The organism is Phenylobacterium sp. (genome assembly GCF_024508875.1).
In the GTDB taxonomy this organism is placed as follows: Bacteria; Pseudomonadota; Alphaproteobacteria; order Caulobacterales; family Caulobacteraceae; genus Phenylobacterium.
The window spans coordinates 1-17,719 of the sequence record NZ_JANINU010000339.1; the positions used below are offsets into that span (position 1 = coordinate 1).

Consider the following 17,719-nt stretch of genomic DNA (forward strand, 5'->3'; position numbering starts at 1 on the left):
CCGTCCAGGAACCGCACCGTCTTGCCGTCGTAGAAGGCGTCCTCCTCGGTGCGGAACTGGACCTCCTGGCCGCCCCATTCGGGAACGGGTGCAAAGGCCGACAGCTCGATGGACCAGGCCGTGTCCGGGTGCATCTTCTGCTCGCCGTGCGGCACGCCGGCCTGGTCGTCCCACATGCCGATGGCCGGACCGGCCCCGTGGCCGTGGTAGCCCAGCGGGTGCGAGTAGATCGACGGCTTCAGGCCCTGGGCGATGGCGGCGTCTCGGGCGATCTTCAGGGCCTGGTTGCCGGTGCGGCCGACGGCGTAGGCGGCGCGTACGGCGTCCTGGACCTTGTTGGCGGCGGCGAGGCCGGCCTTGAGCCCGGCCAGCGCGTCGCTCTCGCCGTCTTTGAGCACATAGGCCAGGTGCTGGGTATCGGTGTTGAGCCGCAGGTACGTGATGCCGAAGTCGCACCAGAGGAGATCGCCCTTCTGGATGACCGTATCGCCTTCCAGCAGGCCGCTGACACCCTGGCGCGTAACCCCGACCGACGGATGGAACCAGGTGTCGATCCCCAGCCGCGCCAGCCGTTCGCGCCACCACCAGACCACGTCATCGGTGGTCGTGACGCCGGGCTTGATGACCTTGGACGAGAAGCCCTCGGCCAGGACGGCGTGGGCCAGCCGCACGATCCCCGGGTAGTACTTCATCTCCAGGGGCGTCCGGGTCTCCAGCCAGCCAACGGACAGCTCCTGGCCCGAGACGAGGCGCGTGCGGTAGGCGGGCGACAGGGCGGCGACGAGGTCCTCGTACTGGCTGTAGGTCAGGCCGTCGCCGAAGGCGGTCAGCGAGGAGGTGTTGAGCGCGATCCTGGTCGGGTTGCGGGCGGCGATGGCGTCGGCGAGCGCCTTCCACTGGTCGGGCTGCTTGTCGGGATCCCAGACGGGCTTGAAGAGGCCGGCTAGGCCGTAGCGGCTGACGGTCAGGCGCTCGATGGGCTTGCCGCCGCCCGGATCGAAGAACACCAGGATCGTGCGCCGCCGCGCCCGCAGGCTCTCGGCGTCCAGCATGGTGGCGACGACCGGGTCTTCAAGGTACTCGCGGGCCACCAGCACCCACATGTCGACGCCCTGCTCGCGCATGAGTTTGGGGACCACCGTCTCGAGGCGGTCGGCGAGAATGGCGTCGATTACCTTCGCCCGATCGCGAAGGGTCAGGATTTCCGGCAGCGGCGGGTTGGCCAGTTCGGTCTCGGCCAACGGTAGGGTAGGCGGCTCGGCGGCGCCGGAAGCGCCGGCGCATGACAACGTGAAGATTGCCGCGAACGCGGCGGCAGACTTTGAACTCATCGAATCCCCCAGGGAAGCCGCCAGCGTCCGACCACCCGCAGCGGAGCGCAACGTGCTCTTCGGAACGGCGGAACCGATTTCGCGACGAGACCTTAACATTGGATAGGAAGCAACCTGGCCGGAGCGCTATCTGGTCGGGCGGCTGAGTTGTCTCGTGTCGCCGATCGTGGAGTCCTTGAGCTTGCGTCAGACGTGTAAGGAAGGTTCGGCCCGATCTGCCGCCCCCAAGGCGCGCCGATCCACCACCCGTTGAGAAAAGGCCCTTAGTGTCCGACCCCTCCCAATCCGACAGCGCGCGCCCCGAAGCGAGCGTCATGCCGGCAAAACTCCCCTGGACGCTTGAAGGCGCGGCCGGAAGCCCCAGCCACACCCAAGCGACGCTGGAGGTCCTCACCGACGCCATGCCGCAGATGGTGTGGTCAACCCGACCCGACGGATTTCACGACTACTACAACGCGCGCTGGTACGAGTTCACTGGCGCGCCGCGCGGATCGACCGATGGCGAGGGGTGGAACGGCATGTTCCATCCCGAAGACCAGGACCGCGCCTGGAGCCGATGGCGACACTGCCTCGATACCGGCGAGCCCTACGAAATCGAGTACCGGCTGCGCCACCACAGCGGCGAGTATCGCTGGACGCTGGGCCGCGCCTTGCCGGTCCGGGACGCCGAGGGCCGCATCACGCGCTGGATCGGCACCTGCACCGACATCGACCAGGCCAAGCGCGCGGCCGAGCAGAACGAGTTGCTGAGTCGCGAACTCAGCCATCGCATCAAGAACATCTTCGCCGTGATCTCGGGCCTCATTGGACTGACCAGTCGGCACGAGCCGCAGCTTCGGCCGTGGGCTAAGGACCTCCAGCACCGCATCGCCGCGCTGGGCCGGGCGCATGAGTTCGCCCGTCCCCATAGCGAGCACTCCCGGCCGGAACTCGGGGACTCGACGCTGCACGGCCTGCTGAGCGAGATCTTCCGTCCCTACCCGGCGTTCGACGACGGGCGGATCGTGATCCGGGGTGACGACACGCGGGTCGACGACCGGGGCGCGACGCCGATCGCCCTGGCCTTCCACGAGCTGGCGACGAACGCCGCCAAGTATGGGGCGCTATCGACTCCAGAGGGCCGGGTGACCGTCGGCGTGGAAGCGACGGGCGCCGACATGCGGCTGCGCTGGTGCGAGGACGGCGGGCCGCAGATCGAGGCGCCACCCACCCGGGAGGGGTTCGGCTCGCGTCTGGCGGAGCTCAGCATCGTCCAGCAGCTGGGCGGGCAGATGCGGCGGGAATGGCCGCGGCCGGGGTTGGTCGTCGAGATGGTCGTGCCGGCGGCGCACCTGCGCCGCGACTGAGCCGTCAGGCGGCGCGCAGCAGGGTGAGGCCGGCAGGGGGCGCCGGCAGGACGACGCCCTGACGGGCGCTCAGGGCGTATTCCACCGCCGCCACCACGAGGTCCTCGTCGCAGGGCTTGGTCAGGACGCCGATGGCGTCGGCCTTGGCGCCGTCGAGCATCCGCGGATTGGCCGTGACGAAGAGCACCGCGACCCCACGCTCGCGCAGGCGCTCGGCGATCTGGGGGCCGGTCTCCCCATCGCGCAGGTTGACGTCGACCAGGGCGAGGTCCGGCTCCTCCGCGGCCAGCTCGATGGCGGTGGCCAGGTCCGGGGCGATGCCCACGGGCTGGTGCCCCCGCTCCTCGAGGATCGCCTCGAGGTTCGCGGCGACGACGAACTCGTCTTCCACGATGAGAATCTTGGCCTTGGACATGGCCGCTATACGGCTTAACACAGGTTAGGTTCCCAGCCTTGCGAAACGGCCTGGCGACACGCGTCGATTGCAGCCTTTGCGCCACGACGCTAGGTCCGGGCCATGATCCACGACCCGCTGTTCTACGCCCTGGCCGTCCCCGCGGTGATCCTGATGGGGCTCGCCAAGGGCGGGTTCTCGGGCGTCGGCGCGGTGGCGATGCCGCTGCTGGCGCTGGCGATCTCGCCCGTGCAGGCGGCGGCGATCCTGCTGCCCATCCTGATCGTGCAGGACGTGGTGGGCGTGTGGGCCTTCCGCAAGACGTGGGACCGGCGGACGCTGGCGATCATGCTGCCGGGCGCGGCGGTCGGCATCCTGGCCGGCTACCTGCTGGCGGCGAGGGTCTCGCCGGTGACCATCCTGGCGGTGCTGGGCGCGATCTCGATCCTGTTCGCGCTGCACCGCCTGTGGCTGGCGCGGGGCGGGCGGATCGCGGCGCCGCGCGACGTGCCGCCGGCGCTGGACGCAGCCCTCGGCGTGGGCCTGGGCGCCGCCTCGGGATTCACCAGCCAGATCGCCCACGCCGGCCAGCCGCCCTTCCAGATGTGGGTGCTGCCCAAGGCCCTGCCGCCGGCCAGCCTGGTCGGCACCACCGCGATCTATTTCGCCACCATCAACTGGATCAAGGTCCCGGCCTATTGGGCGCTGGGCCAGTTCACGGCCCAGAACCTGACGACCGCCGCCGCCCTCCTCCCGGTCGCCATCGCCAGCACCTTCGCCGGCGTCTGGCTGGTCCGCCGGATCGACCCGGCCCGCTTCTACACCCTGATCTACGTGCTCATGATGCTGGTGGGCGGCCAGCTCCTGTGGGAGGCGTGGTCGAAGGCGTAGGGCCTCACACCAGCGCCTCGAACTCGTCCACCAGCCGCTCCAACTGCTTCACGCCGGCGGCCCAGAAGGCCTTCTCGCGCGGATTGAGCCCGAAGGCGGCCAGCGCCTCGACGTAGGTCTTGGTCCCGCCGCCAGCCAGGAGCTTCTCGTAGAGCGGGGCGAAGGCCTTGGGGTCCTCGCGCCGCTTCTCCATCAGGCCGCGCACCAGGAGGTCGCCGAACGCGTAGGCGTAGACGTAGAACGGCGCGTGGACGAAGTGGCTGATGTAGCCCCAGTAGTGGCGGTAGCCCCGGTCCAGCTTCACCGCCGGCCCCAGGCTCTCGCGCATGATCTCCATCCAGAGCGAGGCGATCTCATCGGCCGACAGCTCGCCCTGCAGCCGCGCCGCGTGGAAGCGGGTCTCGAAGCGGTGGAAGGCGATCTGGCGGAAGACGGTGTTCAGGCCGTCCTCGATCTTGCCGGCGAGCAGCCCGCGCCGTTCCGCCGGCGAGGCCTCGGCCAGCAGCTTCTCGAACACCAGGCCCTCCCCGAAAATCGAGGCGGTCTCGGCCAGGGTCAGCGGCGTGTCGGCCAGGAGGGTGCCCAGCGGCTTGCACAGGGTCTGGTGGACGGCGTGGCCCAGCTCGTGGGCCAGGGTCAGCACGTCGCGCCGCTCGCCCATGTAGTTCATGAAGACATACGGGTGCCGGGTGGCCGTCACCGAGTGCGAATAGGCGCCCGACTGTTTGCCGGGTCGTGGCCGCGCATCGATCCAGGGCTCGGCGAAGAACGTCTCGGCCGTCTGGGCGAACTGGGGCGCGAGGGCCGCGAAGCTCTCCAGCACGACGCCCTTGGCCTCGTCCCACGAATAGATGCGCGGCTTGGCCGTATCGAGCGGGCTGTTGCGGTCCCAGTGGTCGAGGTGGGTGCGGCCCAGGGCCTTGGCCTTCAGCGCGTAGTAGCGGTGACTGACCGAAGGGTAGCCGTCGACCACGGCGGCCTCCAGCGCCTCGACCGCGTCGGCGTCGACCTCGTTGGCCAGGTGGCGCGCGGCGGCGGGGCTGGGGAACTTGCGCCAGCGGTCCTCGACCTGCTTCTCGAAGGCCAGGGTGTTGAGGCTGAGGGCCAAGGTCGAGGCCCGCTCGCCCAGCGCCCTGGAGAGCGCCGCGGCGGCGGCCTTGCGCTCGGCCGCGTCGGGCCCCGACATGGCGTTCAGCAGCTCGGAGAGCGTCAGCTTGCGGCCGCCGACGCGGGCGCTCAGCTTGGCCAGCGTCTCGTCCGACAGGCGCGCCCAGTTGGCGGTGGCCGGCGCCTTGTCCAGCAGGATCTTCTCGAGGTCGGCCGACAGCTCGTGCGGCCGGCCGGCGCGCACGCGGCGCAGCCAGGGCCGCCACCGCTGCGCCGGCTTGTGCGCCTTCAACGCCGCCTCCAGCTCCACGTCGTCGAGCTGGTTGATCTCCAGGGTGAAGAAGAGGCTGAGCGAGGCGATCCTGGAGCTGCGCGCCCGCAGGTCGGACTCGAACTTGGACCAGGCCGGGTCGTCGCGGGCGACCGAGGCCGACAGGCCGGCATAGGCGCCCACGCTCCACATGGCGTTGGTGGCGTCCTCGTAGAGCTCGATCCCCCGGTCGATGATCCCGCCCAGCTCGGCCGGCCGGTCGCGGGTGGCGATCAGGCGCCCCTCCAGCTTGGCCAGCTCGCCGTTCAGCCGCTCGGCCTCGACGAGGTCGGCCTCGATCCGCGGGTCCTCGCGGTCGCAATAGAGGTCGTCCAGCCGCCACTCGGGCAGCGCGTCGGTCTTGAAGGGGGCGTTCATGCGGGAAGCTTAGCGCGAAGGGGACGCGAGAGTCCCGCGCCGCGGGGTTGTGATCCGGGTGGCCGGCGTGGTGCGCGCCGCAGGCGTGCGAATTGACCACGAACCACACGAACCACACGAACGCGTGGCCGCACGGCGCGGGGTTGGCCGGCGTGGTGCGCGCCGCAGGCGCTGTCTTGTTTTGTCCACGAACCACACGAACCACACGAACGCGCGGCCGCAACGGCTCCAGGCCGGCTTGCCTCGTTCGTGTGGTCCGTGTGGTTCGTGGTGAAAATCGGCGCTGACGCGCCGCGGCGGCGGAAGGTCTGCGCGCGCGCGCCTAGTCGTCGGGAGGGTCGGGCCAGTCTTCTGGCGGGTCGCGGAGGTCGGACCACGTGGCGGCCCCGTCCTCGGGCAGGCCCAGGGCGGCGCAGGCGCGGACGATCTGGTCGCCCAGGGGGCGGACGGCCCATTCGCCGTCCTGTTCCACAAGGCCGAAGGCGGCCTCGGCGGCGTCGCGGTCGAGCTGGCCGAGGAGGATCTCGTGCAGCTTGCCGGCCTCCTCCCAGTCGTCGCCGTCGCCGGCTTCGAACTCGTTCCAGAGGACGCGCAGCACGCCGGTCTCCACCGCGTCGCGGCGCTCGGCGATGCGCGCGTCGTCGCGGGGCGGCGGCGGCGGGCCGGTCGGCTTGGGCGGCGCCTCGCGGGCGGCCTGCGCCTGCTCGCGCTTCACCCGCTCCAGCAGCGCCAGGCTCTGGCGCACCGAGCGCGCGATGCGCTGGTAGGCGCGGGCGAGGTCGGTGACCTCCTCCGTCTCCGTCGTCGCCATGGCGCAGGCGTGGACATGCCGCGCGAGCGTCATGTCCAGCCCGGCGAGCTGAGCCAGCATGGCCTGGGTCGGATCGACGTCGAAGTTGGTCGGCTGGGCGTCCATCCGGGGAGTGAAACACGGAGGTACGTCAGAAGCGGACGTACAGGCGCGGTGGGGGGTGGGGAAAGGTGGCGCTACCCGGCCGCGCGCATATGAGCGTGGAGATCGGCGGCGGCCGTCGGCGGGCGGTGGCTCTTGCGGCTATCGCCGCCATCGCGTGCCGCCCGTCGCGCGCCGCGAGCCGGCGAACCTAGGCTCCGAAAATCCAGCCGGGCGGCAGGGATGACAGCGTCACGCCCACGAGTACCATCTGTCCGCCGCCCGTCATGGTGATCACCGTGTCGGCCGCGACCTGCGCCACCGTGTACTGGGCGCCGGGATCCAGCATCACCCGGTCGCCCTGGGCCGAGCTGAAGTCGAGCACGCGGTCGAGGCCCGCGTCGCCGAAGGTGTGGAAGATGTCGGCGCCCGCGCCGCCCACCATGGTGTCGTCGCCCTTGTCGCCGGAGACGAAGTCGTCGCCCGCCCCGCCAAACACCAGGTCGTTGTCCTGGCCGCCGCGGACGATGTCGGCGCCCTCGCCCCCAACGCAGGTGTCCGCGCCGACGTTGCCGTAGACGAGGTCCGCGCCGGCGTCGCCGAACAGCAGGTCGTTGTCCTTGCCGCCCACCACCCAGTCGTCGCCGAGGCCGCCGGAGCCAGTGTCGGCGCCCTGGTTGCCGTTGATGTCGTCGAACCCGGTCCCGCCGACGATGTAGTCGTCCCCCTCCTCGCCGCGGAGGTAGGTCGAGCCCGCCGCTGCGGTCCCCGTGCCGGGCGCGGCCTGGCCATAGATCACGTCGTTGCCCAAGCCGCCCCAGATCGTGTCGGGGCCGCCAGCGCCGTACAGCAGGTCGTTGCCGCCGTAGCCGCGCAGCAGGTCTGCGCCCGGGCCGCCGCCCACGCGGTCGGCGCCAATCATGATTGAACTGAACATCGCCTGGCTGGCGTCGGCCAGGGACCAGCTGGCCAGGGTGACCAGCGGGGTCTGCGGGATGGTCAGGTTGATCGAGAACGGGCCGCCGTGGGACGGGCCATAGGAATAGGCGAGCGACGTCGCCGTCCCGCCGGCCAGGTGGCCCGCCGAGTCAGTGGCGAAGCCGAAGCCGGTAAGGCGCAGACTGATGTCGCCCAGGCTGGCCGTGACGGAGGTCGACGACCCGTCGGTGATGACGGCGTCCAGCACGTAGGAGACATGGGCGAGGTCCATGTGCCCGCCGATCGAGCCCGCGGCCCCGCCGACGCCGGCCGACGGCGAGCCGGGCAGGGTCGGCTCGGCGATCGCGCCGCTCGTCCCGCCGGTCCCTCCCGTTCCGCCTGTGCCGCCAGTACCGCCGGCGCCCCCTGTCCCGCCGGTCCCTCCGGTTCCACCCGTGCCTCCGGTTCCGCCAGTCCCACCCGTGCCGCCGCCACCCGGCTGGATCGGGGTCTCCAGGGGCCCCGACAGGCCGATGTTACTGGCCGAGACGGCGTCGAGGTTCGCGCCGACCAGCCGCACGGCGTCGTCGAAATGCAGCCGCCCCGATAGCGCCGCGCCGAACACATAGACATCGGAGCCCACCTGCACGGAGACGAAGTTGTAGCCTGCCGCCTCCTGCGCCTCGGCGGCCGCCACGGCGGCGTTGAAGTCGCTGGCCGTCGCTTCTGCGTAGGCGCCCGTGATCGAACCGAACTGCAGCCTGTCCTCGGCCCCGTTCCAGTCGGTGACCGTGATCACGCTGCCGGCCGAAGCCGCCGAATGCGAGGCCGAGGTCACGAGGATCAGGTCGGCGCCCGCGCCCGACGTCACCGCGCTGCGCGCCGTCACCTCGAACCGGTCCGCGCCCGCCCCGCCCGACAGGGTCGAGCCGGCCGCCGCGCTGGACAGGGTGTCGGCGAACGCGGTGCCGATCACGCCTTCGACGTTCACCAGCGTGTCGCCGCCCGCGCCCACGCCCGTGGCCAGGCTGACCGTGACCCCGGCGGACACGCCGCTGTAGTCGACCGTATCGGTCCCGCTCCCGCCGTCGAAGGTGTCGGCCGCCGCGCCGCTTACCAGACGGTCGTCCCCGTCGCCGCCCAGCACCGACACCGAGCTGCCCTGGGTGGTGATCACGTCGTTTCCGGCGCCGGCGTTGACCGACAGCATCACGTTCTGGGTCGGCAGCTTCAGGGTGTCCACGAACTCGGTGCCGCGCAGGGCGATCAGGCTCTCGACGCCCTGGATCACCCCGCCGCCGAGCGAGAACGAGCCACTCACGACGATGTTCGACAGGTCCAGGTTTACGCCCTGGCCCAGGCCGCCCAGCGACAGGCGCAGGGTGTCGGTGCCACTGCCGCCATCGGCATCGTCGCCATAGCCGATGGCCAGCGCGTCGTTGCCGCCGCCGCCGGTGATCCGGTCGTGCTCCAGCCCCATGTCGTCGCCCGGAGCGCTCGAGGCCGCGCCAGCGTAGTCGGCCGAATAGAGCGCATCGGCGTTGTCCCCGCCCACCAGCGTGTCGGCGCCCGCGCCGCCCGCGATGCTGTTGCCGTAGCTGTTGGGGTTGGTTGTGCCGGTGATGCTGTCGTCGCCCTCGTCGCCATAGACCAGCCCCGTATAGTAGGTCTGTTGCATGGCGATGGTGTCGTTGCCGGTCCCGCCGTGGACGACAGCGTGCCCATAGATCTTGTCGTCGCCCGCGCCGCCATTGGCCGAGGCGAAGCTGTTCGTCGGCGTGTACAGGGTGTCGTTGCCGGCCCCGCCGTCGACCAGGTCGAGGTATTGGCTGGGGCGTCCGTCCACCAGGTCGTCGCCGTTGTCGCCAAACAGCGAGCCCGTGTAGTAGCCGGCTGTCAGGGTATCGTTGCCGTCCATGCCCGACACGGCCGTGAAGTCCGAGTAGCCGCCGCCCGTGGAGCGGACGTTGATGTTGTCGCCGAACGCGCTCCCCTGGACGAAGCTGATGTTCTCGATGCCGGTGATCACGGCGCCGCCAATGGTCTGGCTGGCCAGGCCGAAGTCGGCGGTCACGCCCGACGACGCCCCCATGAAGCTGATGTAGAGGTAGTCGCCAAACGAGCCGTCCGCGCCACCGTCGACGCTGTCGCCGTACCCCGCGAAGATGCGGTCCGAGCCATCGCCGCCTGTAAGGCTGTCGCGCTCTGTCCCGGTGTCGAGCTGGGGCAGCACGTAGGGCAGGTTGCTGTAGGGCAGGTTGAACGACGGCGGGATGTTGCCGCTGTAGAGCTTGTCGTCGCCCGCGCCGCCGTCCAGCGTGTCCGCGCCGGCGTTGCCAACCAGCACGTCGGCGCCGTCCGCGCCCGTCAGCTTGTCGTTGCCGCCGTTGCCGGATGCCGAGTCGTTGTCGACACCGCCCGTGAAGATGTCATCTCCGGTAGAGCCCGAGAAGGTCGCCATGATGTCTGATGCCCCCCAGCATCGGCCTCGCGATTCACGATGCGCGGGCGCTCAACGGATAGTTGGGGCGCGACAAAGCGTCAAACTAAGCGCGAACGCCGCCACGGCTTCTTCGCCCCCGCGTTCGCCGGCGCCGATACCGCCTGACTCCAACGATTGAGCGGGCCGTGGCTCTTCACGTCGCAAGCGCACCGATGCAAGCGGACTCGCTCGGTCGGTGAATGTCCGCAACTGGCGCATTCCCGATTTCCACGAACTCTCGTCCCCAATCCCCCAACTTCATCGCGCCGCGACGATGGATGGCGCGCCAACCCCTCACATCTTCTGCGTCGCCAGGAGGATCGAGGTCTCCGTGGAGGCGATGCCTTCGATCTGGCGGATGCGGTCGAGGGCGGCGCTGAAGGCCTGGAGGGTTTCGACGTCGAGGTCGGCGACCAGGTCCCAGCGGCCGTTGGTGGTGTGGACGGCGGCGACTTCGGGGAAGCCCTTCAGCGCCCGGACCACCGCGCCCGAGCGTTCGCCCTGGATGGCGATGGTCATGACGGCGCGGACGCGGCCCGCCTCGACGTCGGGGCGGGTCTTGATGGTGAAGCCCTGGATCACGCCGCGGGCCAGCAGCCGCTCGATGCGGTTCTGGATCGTGCCGCGCGAGACCTTCAGCGCCTTGGCCAGGGCGGCGGCGGGCGTGCGGGAATCGGCGCGCAGGCGGGCGATCAGGGCCTGGTCCAGCTCGTCGAGCATATCGGAACCTCGTGCTGGCGATACGCCAATCTGATCAGCGTTATGTAGCATGTTGCGATCTACACGCTAGCGCGGCCTGGGGGGACGCTTCCTGCAACGATTTCGGCAGGAGCGCCCATGGACCGCCCGACCTTCCTGATGACCGATCCCGGCTGCTTCGACGTGAGCTATCGGATCAACCCGTGGATGGACCCCAAGGGTTGGACGCCCGCCCACGCGGCGGCGGCGTGCGCCGGGTCGGCCGCGCTCAGGGCCGCGCTGGCGGACGCGGGCGCGCACGTGGAGATCATCGAGGCGGTGCGCGGCCTGCCCGACCTGGTGTTCCCGGCCAACGCGGCCGTGGTGCTGGACGGCAAGGCGCTGCTGGCCCGCTTCCGCCATCCCGAGCGCCAGGGGGAGGAGCCGATCCTGCGCTCGGTGTTCCAGCGGCTGAAGACCCGCGGGCTGGTGCGCGAGATCGTCGACCTGCCCGAGGGGCTGTTCCACGAGGGGGCGGGGGACGCGATCTGGGACGCCGACCGCAAGCTGTTCTGGTGCGGCCACGGCCCGCGCTCGAGTCGCGCGGCGATCCCGGTGATCCGCCGGACGTTCGGCCAGGAGACGGTGGCGCTGGAGCTGGCGACCGAGCAGTTCTACCACCTGGACACCTGCTTCTGCCCGCTGGCGGGCGGCAAGGTGCTGTACTATCCGCCGGCGTTCACGCCCGAGGGGCTGGCGACGATCCGCGCCCGCGTGCCGGAGAGCCAGCGCATCGAGGCCAGCGCGGAAGAGGCCGCCGCCTTCTGCGTCAACGCCGTGAACCTGGGCGCGCGGATCGTCATGGCCAAGGCGCCCGAGAGCCTGCGCCGCACGCTGCGCGGCCGGGGCTACAGCCTGACCGAGGTGGACCTGTCGCCCTTCATCCTCTCGGGCGGGGCCTCGTACTGCATGACCCTGCGCCTGGACCGCACGTCGGTCTCCGCCGCCCAGCTTCACGCCGCCGAATAGGGAGCCTTCCGATGAACGACATCGCCCTCCAGCGCTCGCTCAGCGCGCGCTACATCGAGACCGAGGCGCTGTATGGCGCGAAGAACTACAAGCCGCTGGACGTGGTGCTGACGCGTGGCGAGGGCGCCTACGTCTGGGACGTGGACGGGCGGCGCTACCTCGACTGCCTGTCGGCCTATTCGGCGGTGAACCAGGGGCACTGCCACCCGAAGATCCTGGCGGCGATGACCGAGCAGGCGCAGCGGCTGACGCTGACGTCGCGGGCGTTCCGCAACGACCAGTTGGCGCCGTTCTACGAGGAGCTGTGCGCGCTGACCAATTCGCACAAGGTGCTGCCGATGAACTCGGGCGCCGAGGCGGTGGAGACGGCGCTGAAGGTGGCCCGCAAGTGGGGCTATGAGGTCAAGGGCGTGCCGGACGGGGCGGCCGAGATCGTCGTGGCGGCCGACAACTTCCACGGCCGGACGGTGGCGATCGTCGGCTTCTCCAGCGACCCGCAGTCGCGCGGCGGCTTCGGGCCGTTCGCGCCGGGGTTCCGGACGGTCCCGTTCGGCGACGCCGACGCGCTGGAGGCGGCCATCGGGCCGAACACCGTGGCCTTCCTGGTCGAGCCGATCCAGGGCGAGGCGGGCGTCATCATCCCGCCGGCCGGCTACCTGAGGCGGGTGCGCGAGCTGTGCACGCGGCACAACGTGATCCTGATCCTGGACGAGATCCAGACGGGCCTGGGGCGGACCGGCAAGCTGCTGGCCGAGGAGCACGAGGGGATCGAGGCCGACCTGACGCTGATCGGCAAGGCGCTGTCGGGCGGGTTCTACCCCGTGTCGGCGGTGCTCTCGAACAGCGAGGTGATGAGCGTGCTGCATCCCGGCGAGCACGGCTCGACGTTCGGCGGCAACCCGCTGGCCTGCGCGGTGGCGCGGGCGGCGCTGAAGGTGCTGACCGAGGAGGGCATGATCGAGAACGCGGCGCGCGTTGGAGGACGGTTGCAGGCGGGCTTGGCCGCCATCGCCGCGCCATCGGTGAAAGAGGTGCGCGGCCGGGGGCTGATGATCGCGGTCGAGCTCCACCCCGACGCCGGCGGCGCGCGGCGGGTGTGCGAGGCGCTGCAGGGGCGGGGTCTGCTGGCCAAGGAGACCCACGACCACACCATCCGCATCGCCCCGCCGCTGATCCTCACCGATGCGCAGGCCGACTGGATCGTGGAGCAGTTCGCGGCGGTGCTGCCCTAGGTCCTCCCCCGCCGGGGGAGGTGGCGCACCCGCCCGATATTCGGGCGGGCGAGCGCGGGAAGCGCCGGGTCGCGAGCGACCCGGTGGGCGCCGGAGGGGGTCATCCACGACCGTTGACGACCCCCTCAGTCGGCATTCGCCGACAGCTCCCCCGACGGGGGAGCAATTCCCCGGCCCTACCCCGCCGGCGTGGGGGCGGCGGCGACGCCGCCCTGGGCGGCCTTGCGGGCCTCGACCAGGATGTAGGCCCGGATGTCCTCGGCGTCCTTGGCGCTGAGGAAGCGGGAGAAGCTGGCCATGCCGCGGCTGGCGCTGGCGCCGTCGATCACCACGCCCTTGAAGTTGTCGGCGGTCATGATCATCGGCGAGCGCTTCAGGTCGGGCAGCCAGGCGCCCGAGGCGTTGGGGCCGTGGCAGACCTGGCAGTTCTTGTGGAACAGCTCGAAGCCGTGCTGGGCGTCGCCCGTGGTGGTGATGTTGGCGACGTCCAGCGCCGGGGGCTGAGCCGGAGCCGGGAAGTCGGGCGCCTTGGCCGTGCCGCCCACCTTGAACACCAGGAGCCGCCCCGGCAGGCGCGGCCGGGTGGGCATCGAGGCCGGCGCCGAGATCTGGCCGCCGCCGCCGACGCCGACCATCACCGCCACGTACTGCTCGCCGCCCAGCTCGTAGGTCATCGGCGCGGCGATGACGCCGTTGCCGGTCTTGTAGCTCCAGAGCGCCTTGCCCGAGGCGGCGTCGTAGGCCGAGAACTGGCCCTCGGCCGCGCCCTGGAACACCAGGCCGCCGGCCGTCGACAGGACGCCCGCGTTCCAGAAGTAGGGATGGTCGACGGTCCAGACCGCCTTCTGCTGCACGGGATCCCAGGCGACGAGCTGGCCCTTGATCAGCGACTGCAGGGCAGCGAGCTGCGCCTGGTCGGTGGGCAGCGAGTTGATCACGAAGTCCACGCCCACGTTCCAGGCGCCGGGCTTGTAGCCCTGGCCCTTGTCGTCGGCGTAGGCGAAGGGCGTGACGTTCAGCGGGATGTAGACGAGGCCGGTCTTCGGGTTGAAGGCCATCGGCTGCCAGTTGTGGGCGCCCAGCGGGCCGGGCACCTGCATGACCATGGAGGTCTGGTAGCGCGCCGCCGGGTTCTCGATCGGACGGCCCGTCGCCGGATCGACGCCCGTCGCCCAAGTGATGTTGGTGTACGGCTTGGCCGACAGCAGCTTTCCGTTGGCGCGGTCGATCACATAGAAGAAGCCGTTCTTCGGCGCCTGCATCAGCACCTTCTTCGTCTGGCCGCCGATGTTCAGGTCGGCCAGCATGATGTGCTGGGTGGCGGTGTAGTCCCAGCTCTCGCCGGGCGTCGTCTGATAGTGCCAGACGTACTCGCCGGTGTCGGGCTTGAGCGCGAGGATCGACGACAGGAACAGGTTGTCGCCCTTCCCGCCCGACCGCTTCATGTGGTTCCAGGGCGTGCCGTTGCCGATCCCGAAGTACATGATGTCGAGCTGCGGGTCGTAGGCCATGGAATCCCAGACCGTGCCGCCGCCGCCGGTCTGCTTCCACTCGCCGTCGCTCCAGGTGGCGGCGGCCTTCTCGGCCATCACCTTGTCCGAGGCCGCGCCGTCCGGCTGGCCGTTCGGGTTGGGCGTGGTGAAGAAGCGCCACAGCAGCTTGCCGCTGGCGGCGTCATAGGCCGAGATGTAGCCGCGCACGCCGTACTCGGCGCCGCCGTTGCCGATGAACACCTTGTCCTTCACCACCCGCGGGGCGCCGGTGATCGTGTAGGGCCGGGAGGTGTCGGTGGTCTGCTGGCTCCAGGCGACCTTGCCGGTCTTGGCGTCGAGGGCGATCAGGCGGCCGTCGATCGTGCCGACGTAGACCTTGCCCTTCCAGACCGCGACGCCGCGGTTGACCACGTCGCAGCAGGCGTCGAAGCCCTTGGCGCCCTCGATCTTCGGATCGAACTTCCAGAGCAGCTTGCCGCTCTTGGCGTCGAAGGCGAACACCTTGGACCAGGCGGTCGAGGTGTAGAGCACGCCGTCGATCATCAGCGGCGTGGCTTCCTGGCCGCGATCGGTGTCGAACTCGGCGTACCACGCCAGGCCCAGGTCCTTGACGTTCGAAGCGTTGACCTTGTCGAGCGGGCTGAAGCGCTGCTCGTTATAGTCCTTGCCGTAGGAAATCCACTCGGCGTTCGTCGCCGCCGCTTCCAGCCGCTTGGCGTCGACATTGCCGGCCCCGCCCTTCTGGCATCCCGCCAGCGCGACCACGGCCGCCAAGGCCAGCCCAAGACCCAAGATCCGCATGACGCCCTCCCGGCAGCCGACTTCTCAAATGATCGGCGTTCGGGCGGAACTATGCCGCGCGCCGGCCATCCCGCAAGCGTGCCGCTGCGGAACCTGCGCCTCCGCCGTGCAACGGGTGCTGGCTACACCACCGCGCCCATCGACGAGCGGGAGGCGACCGCGCCGGGCTGGAGGCGCGCATAGGCCTGGGCCAGGCGGGCGACGACTTCGGTCAGGGTCTCGTTCGGCAGGGTGAACGGCAGGCGCATGAAGCGCTCGAAGGCGCCGTCGACGCCGAAGCGGGGGCCGGCGGCGAGGCGCACACCGAAGCGCTCCGAGGTGGCGGCGAGCGAGGTCGAAACGGCGCCGGGCAGCTCGGCCCAGAGCGAAAGGCCGCCGGGCGGACAGGCGATCTTCCAGTCGGGCAGCGCCTGGCGCACCAGGCCCAGCAGGTGGTCGCGCTGGCCCCGCAGCAGGGCGCGGCGTGCATCGAGCGCGGCGTCCTCGTTGGTCAGCAGGTGGACGACGGCCAGTTGCTCCAGGACCGGCGTGCCGAGGTCGACCGACGATCGGCGCAGGGACAGCGCCTGGATCGTCTGGACGTCGGCGCGAATCCAGCCGAGGCGCAGCCCGCCCCAGAAGCTCTTGCCCGTGGAGCCGAGGCGGACGAGGCCCTCGTCGGGCTCGGCGAAGCCGTAGCGGTCGACCGGACCGTCCAGCCAGAGGTCGGTCAGGGTCTCGTCGAAGATCACAGTAGTGCGCGCGCGCAGGGCCGCCTCGACGATCGCCGCGCGCACGTCGGGCGCCATCCAGCGGCCGGTGGGATTGTGGAAGTCGGAGATGAAATAGGCCAGCCGCGGCCCGCTCTGGCGAAAGGCCGCCGCCACGCCCTCCACGTCCCAGCTCGCGCTGGGCAACCCCACGGGAAGCGCCCGCAGGGACGCGCGCTGGATCGCGTCGATGGCATGCGGATAGGTGGGGTGGTCGATCACCACCCGGTCGCCCGGCCCGCAGGTCAGCCGCAGCATCAGCGCCAGGGCGTGGAGCGCGCCGTTGGTGACCATGATCTGGTCCGGCGAGGTGGGCAGCCCGCGCCGCGTGTAGCGGGCGGCGATGGTCTCGCGCAGCACCGACAGGCCCAGCGGCGCGTAGCCGTGCTGCGGCAGGTGGGCCGGCAGGGCGCTGAGGGCGGCGGCGTAGGCCTGGTGCATCGCGTCCGAGGCGGCTGGCGCGGCGGACGCCATGTCCAGCAGCCCTTCCGCGGCCGCGCCGGCGACCAAGGGCGTCACGCCGCGCTCGCCGGGGCCGGCCGGCAACCGCGTGCGCGCGCCCGCCCCTTGGCGGCGATCCAGGAAGCCGTCGTCGCGCAGGCGCCCGAGGGCGGCCGTCACGGTGGTGCGGCTGACCTCCAGGGCTTGGGCCAGTTCCCGTTCGCCCGGCAGCACGACGTCCAGCGGCAGCCGGCCGTCGAGGATCAGAAGCCGAAGGCCATCGGCGAGCTGGCGATATGTGGGGCCCGTTCTCTCCCCGCGCCACGCGCCGAGCAGGCGCGTCAGCGAGGCCGGACCGATGCGGCGGTAGCTCATGGACGCCACCTTCTCAGAACTGGCTCTATTTTCAAATGCCAGTTGGCGCGATCTGGACACCATGCTGATGACCCGTCGCCTCGCCCAACTCCTCCTTGGCCTGTATCTCTATGGCGCCGCCATGGCCCTGATGGTCCGCTCCGGCCTGGGACTGGATCCGTGGGATGTCTTCCACCAGGGGCTTGCCGGGCGGGTCGGCCTGTCCATCGGCCTGCTGGTGAACATCGTCGGCGCGCTGGTGCTGCTGCTCTGGATCCCGCTGCGCCAGAAGCCGGGGATCGGCACGATCGCCAACGTGCTGGTGATCGGCACGTCCATGGACCTGACGATGCTGCTGCTGCCCGAAGTGGCCGGCCTGCCTGCGCGCGTGGCGGCGCTGGTCGTGGCGATCGGGATCAACGGGCTGGCGGGCGCTATGTACATCGGCGCGGGCCTGGGCCCCGGCCCCCGCGACGGCCTGATGACCGGCATTGCGCGCCGCACGGGCTGGTCGATCCGGCTGGTCCGGACCGGTATCGAGCTCACCGTCCTGGCCAGCGGCTGGCTGCTGGGCGGCACGGTGGGCGTGGGCACGGTGCTGTACGCGTTCGCTATCGGCCCGATCGTGCAAGCTTTCCTGCCGGCGCTTACAGTGCGCGACACCGCGACGCAGGAAACCTCGGCCGTTAACCCCTGATTCGGGACTGCGAAACGCCGCCTTTACCCTTGCCCTGTACCAAAGGGGGACAAGAACAAGGCCTCGTCAGAACGGCGAGCGTCCAGTCCGGTGGGTGTTTTCATATGGCCAAAACGGTCCTGGTCGTCGACGACGACCCGACGCAACGCCGTCTGATCCAGGCGGTCCTGGAGCGCGACGGTTTCGCCGTCGCCCA

14 protein-coding genes are annotated in these 17,719 nt (G+C 70.6%); 6 read left to right on the plus strand and 8 right to left on the minus strand.

Annotated features, from left to right (window positions below; translation table 11 throughout):
* The coding region (locus Q0L11_RS22520; protein ID WP_296600290.1) for a M24 family metallopeptidase at positions 1 to 1,331 on the minus strand (1,331 nt) is incomplete at its 3' end.
* A gap of 314 nt (positions 1,332 to 1,645) precedes the next feature.
* Between Q0L11_RS22520 and Q0L11_RS22525 the strand changes: the two genes are divergently transcribed.
* Complete coding sequence (locus tag Q0L11_RS22525) at positions 1,646 to 2,677, plus strand: PAS domain-containing protein (protein ID WP_296600291.1); 1,032 nt, start codon at positions 1,646 to 1,648, stop codon at positions 2,675 to 2,677.
* A gap of 4 nt (positions 2,678 to 2,681) precedes the next feature.
* Here Q0L11_RS22525 and Q0L11_RS22530 read toward each other — a convergent pair whose 3' ends face one another.
* Positions 2,682 to 3,092: a response regulator gene (locus Q0L11_RS22530; protein ID WP_296600293.1), complete on the minus strand. Its 411-nt coding sequence runs from the start codon at positions 3,090 to 3,092 to the stop codon at positions 2,682 to 2,684.
* 102 nt (positions 3,093 to 3,194) lie between these two features.
* Between Q0L11_RS22530 and Q0L11_RS22535 the strand changes: the two genes are divergently transcribed.
* Complete coding sequence (locus tag Q0L11_RS22535) at positions 3,195 to 3,962, plus strand: sulfite exporter TauE/SafE family protein (protein WP_296600294.1); 768 nt, start codon at positions 3,195 to 3,197, stop codon at positions 3,960 to 3,962.
* A gap of 4 nt (positions 3,963 to 3,966) precedes the next feature.
* Here Q0L11_RS22535 and Q0L11_RS22540 read toward each other — a convergent pair whose 3' ends face one another.
* From Q0L11_RS22540 to Q0L11_RS22555, 4 genes are all read right to left on the minus strand, one after another.
* A complete protein-coding gene (locus Q0L11_RS22540) occupies positions 3,967 to 5,757 on the minus strand; it encodes a M3 family oligoendopeptidase (protein ID WP_296600296.1) in 1,791 nt (596 codons plus the stop codon).
* A gap of 322 nt (positions 5,758 to 6,079) precedes the next feature.
* Positions 6,080 to 6,673 carry a hypothetical protein gene (locus tag Q0L11_RS22545; protein WP_296600297.1) on the minus strand — a complete coding sequence of 198 codons (594 nt, stop codon included), beginning with the start codon at positions 6,671 to 6,673 and terminating at the stop codon, positions 6,080 to 6,082.
* A 187-nt stretch (positions 6,674 to 6,860) separates the two neighbouring features.
* Entirely contained in the window at positions 6,861 to 10,028 is a 3,168-nt protein-coding gene (locus tag Q0L11_RS22550; protein ID WP_296600299.1) for a calcium-binding protein, read from the minus strand.
* A 315-nt stretch (positions 10,029 to 10,343) separates the two neighbouring features.
* Complete coding sequence (locus Q0L11_RS22555) at positions 10,344 to 10,769, minus strand: Lrp/AsnC family transcriptional regulator (protein ID WP_296600300.1); 426 nt, start codon at positions 10,767 to 10,769, stop codon at positions 10,344 to 10,346.
* A gap of 117 nt (positions 10,770 to 10,886) precedes the next feature.
* Here Q0L11_RS22555 and Q0L11_RS22560 point away from each other — a divergent pair, with 117 nt between their 5' ends.
* Both Q0L11_RS22560 and rocD read left to right on the plus strand, forming a co-directional pair.
* Positions 10,887 to 11,756 carry a dimethylarginine dimethylaminohydrolase family protein gene (locus Q0L11_RS22560; RefSeq protein ID WP_296600301.1) on the plus strand — a complete coding sequence of 290 codons (870 nt, stop codon included), beginning with the start codon at positions 10,887 to 10,889 and terminating at the stop codon, positions 11,754 to 11,756.
* Between the two features lie 11 nt (positions 11,757 to 11,767).
* Positions 11,768 to 12,988 (plus strand): ornithine--oxo-acid transaminase, encoded by a 1,221-nt coding sequence (rocD, locus tag Q0L11_RS22565; protein ID WP_296600303.1) that lies wholly within the window; start codon positions 11,768 to 11,770, stop codon positions 12,986 to 12,988.
* A 176-nt stretch (positions 12,989 to 13,164) separates the two neighbouring features.
* On the opposite strand, the gene Q0L11_RS22570 is transcribed toward rocD, so the two are convergent.
* Together Q0L11_RS22570 and Q0L11_RS22575 are read right to left on the minus strand one after the other, a co-directional pair.
* On the minus strand, positions 13,165 to 15,282 hold the full coding sequence (locus tag Q0L11_RS22570) for a PQQ-dependent dehydrogenase, methanol/ethanol family (RefSeq protein ID WP_296600304.1): 2,118 nt from the start codon (positions 15,280 to 15,282) through the stop codon (positions 13,165 to 13,167).
* A gap of 122 nt (positions 15,283 to 15,404) precedes the next feature.
* Complete coding sequence (locus Q0L11_RS22575; protein WP_296600305.1) at positions 15,405 to 16,847, minus strand: PLP-dependent aminotransferase family protein; 1,443 nt, start codon at positions 16,845 to 16,847, stop codon at positions 15,405 to 15,407.
* Positions 16,848 to 16,914: 67 nt separating this feature from the next.
* Here Q0L11_RS22575 and Q0L11_RS22580 point away from each other — a divergent pair, with 67 nt between their 5' ends.
* Together Q0L11_RS22580 and Q0L11_RS22585 are read left to right on the plus strand one after the other, a co-directional pair.
* Entirely contained in the window at positions 16,915 to 17,523 is a 609-nt protein-coding gene (locus Q0L11_RS22580; protein WP_296600307.1) for a hypothetical protein, read from the plus strand.
* Between the two features lie 104 nt (positions 17,524 to 17,627).
* On the plus strand, positions 17,628 to 17,719 hold a 92-nt coding region (locus Q0L11_RS22585; RefSeq protein WP_296600308.1), incomplete at its 3' end, for a hypothetical protein.